General features: G+C 40.6%; 3 protein-coding genes. All 3 read right to left on the bottom strand.

Annotated features, from left to right (window positions below; genetic code table 11):
* Positions 1-274: 274 nt before the first annotated feature.
* Positions 275-1618, bottom strand: coding sequence for a lipopolysaccharide biosynthesis protein RfbH (gene rfbH / locus IM462_RS14830; protein WP_287701790.1), 1344 nt, complete (start codon positions 1616-1618; stop codon positions 275-277).
* A gap of 20 nt (positions 1619-1638) precedes the next feature.
* Positions 1639-2475, bottom strand: coding sequence for a glycosyltransferase (locus IM462_RS14825; protein ID WP_287715336.1), 837 nt, complete (start codon positions 2473-2475; stop codon positions 1639-1641).
* A gap of 6 nt (positions 2476-2481) precedes the next feature.
* Positions 2482-2593 (bottom strand): transposase (locus IM462_RS14820; protein WP_036400142.1); only part of this gene is annotated, 112 nt, incomplete at its 5' end.

Here is a 2593-nt window from a genome sequence, read left to right as displayed (position 1 = left end):
GAAAATTCCCCAAGCTCCCTCTCTGTCCAGCAATGCTCTAAAGTTGATAAATATCAATCTAACAAAAACTCAAAGCCCTATTGTACAAGCTTTACAAGCATGAGTTGTTGATAGTTTTGCATGACAGGTTCGGTAGAGCCTAAAATCATCTGGCAGTTTTTCCCAGGTGATTATCGTTGATTTTGTCGGTAAATCAATAGCAGATGGTGTCATGTTTATCTCTTTTTCATTAAGAAAAGCCAAGAATACTTAAAAAAAGTCGGTTTTCCCTTAATCACCCTTGACAGAAATTTTTTAGCGTCAAGACAACATATTCTAACATTTCCCCCGTTAATCCGGGATAAATGCCCAGCCAAAAAACACTACTCATGATTTTATCGGCATTGCTTAAATCCCCAACAACTCGATAATTTAAACCCTTATAAAGAGGTTGTCGCAACAAATTTCCTCCAAATAATAGCCTTGTGCCGATGCGTTTTTCCTCCAAATGCTTAACTAAATCATTGCGGCTAAAAGGCGCATTTTCCTTAACAAAAATCGGAAACCCGAACCAACTCGGTTCAGAATCGGGGCTGGCTTCAGGCAGAATTAAAACATCTTGAAGCTCCTGTAACTTTTGATGCAAAAAGTCGAAATTTTCCCGGCGCTTTTTGATAAATCCTGGCAATTTATCCAGTTGCGCTACCCCGACGGCTGCTTGCATATCCGTCATCTTTAGGTTATAACCCACATGAGAATAGGTGTACTTATGGTCATAACCAAAGGGTAAATCTCCTAACTGCCAACCGAAGCGCTTATTACAGGTATTATCTACACCCGGAGGACACCAACAATCTCTGCCCCAGTCACGGAATGACTCGACAATCTTTTTCAAGCGGGTATCACTGGTTAAAACCGCGCCCCCTTCTCCCATAGTCATGTGATGGGCAGGATAAAAGCTAACCGTTGCTAAATGCCCAAAGGTGCCGGTTTTTTGCCCTTTATAAAGACTTCCCACCGCGTCACAGTTATCCTCGACTACCCAGAGGTCATGTTTTTCGGCAAAAGCCATCACCGCTTCTAAATTAAAGGGATTTCCCAGGGTATGAGCGATCATAATCGCTTTAGTCTTCTCTGACAAGGCCGATTCCAGCTGCTCGATGTCGAGGTCATAACCGGGTAATTTAACGTCTAAAAAGACGGGAATTAGCTGATTTTGAAAGATGGGGTTAACTGTAGTCGGGAAACCTGCGGCGACGGTAATGACTTCATCCCCCGGTTTAAGTTGTTTTTCCCCCAGTTTAGGGGAAGTTAAGGCACTTAAGGCCACTAAATTGGCTGAAGAACCGGAATTGACTAATAAACAATGTTTTACCCCCATCCACTGGGCAAAACGTTCCTCAAATTCCGCCGCATATCTGCCCGTCGTTAACCAGAAATCTAGGGAAGAATCCACTAATTTGACTAATTCTTGCTCATCAAATACCTTACCCGATGCCGGAATATAGGTCTGCCCCGCCACAAAAGCCCGGGGTTGAAATTTGTGCTTGTAGTATTCTTGTACGGCTTGAAAGACTTGCGATCGCAGGTCTTGTTCTTGCTCAGATGTACCAGTCGGACGATGGATAGGTTGTGTCATGATTTGTGCAATAATATTCGTTAGAAAAACCGCTCGATAAAACTATTAATTGTTCTGTCCTTAAAATTGTCTAATCTCAATTTAGAACAACGTCTCCAGAAAAGAGTTTTTTTCTGACTTTCCGTTAATTTAATCCATTCATTATAGGTAGGAAACGCAAATTCCTCAAAAAATTTCATAAATCTTTCACAACCTTTTTCTACAGTAAAATCCTTAGCCCTTTCCTGGGCATTACTGACCATGTTAGCATAAAGGTTGGGACTACTCTTTAACTTACTAACTGCTGAGATAGCTTCGTCCAGAGAATTAACCAAAAGAAAGTCTAAGTCGCTTTTCTTTTCTGCCAAGATTGAGGACTCTGGAGTCATGATTGCTGGAACACCAGTTCGCCAACAATTGATTAATTTATTAGCGGGTTTGTTGATGTATGGGTTGCCATCGAAACTTCTAGCAGCAATAACCACATCTATATTACTATAGTCGTTCCACTTTTTAGGCTCAAGAATTGGCCACCACTTGCATCCTAGAGAAGATAAGGCATCACGCCATTTATCTGATTTCAGTTCTTCTGCTAATTGAGATTGATCACCAAGATAAGCCACATTTTCAACCAGACAGCCACGCTCTTTCAATCGAGGGATCAATCCAGGCTGAGGCCAAGGAGAAATAATATAGTAAGGATTCCAAATAGAATTACGGTTTTTCTGGAAATCCACGGCATTATGAACAATATTTATATGAGCAGGTGGATAAAACTGTAAATCAGATTTCATTGCGATTAACATAGCATTTCCTCCTGGATATTTGTAAAAACGGGTAGGTCGGCCAAGATATTTTGGTTCTTCCGAACTTACCATGTAAAATCAACTAGCAAAATGCCAATTTAATAAACATCTAAGACTAAAGTTTTTAAAGTTTCTAAATCCATAGCCTCTCCTTTTAATCACCTTCAGTTTATTATTAATTCCTTCCACT

Source organism: Microcystis sp. M144S2 (assembly GCF_020246065.1).
In the GTDB taxonomy this organism is placed as follows: Bacteria; Cyanobacteriota; Cyanobacteriia; order Cyanobacteriales; family Microcystaceae; genus Microcystis; species Microcystis ichthyoblabe_A.
This window is presented reverse-complemented; position numbering and strand designations above follow the sequence as displayed.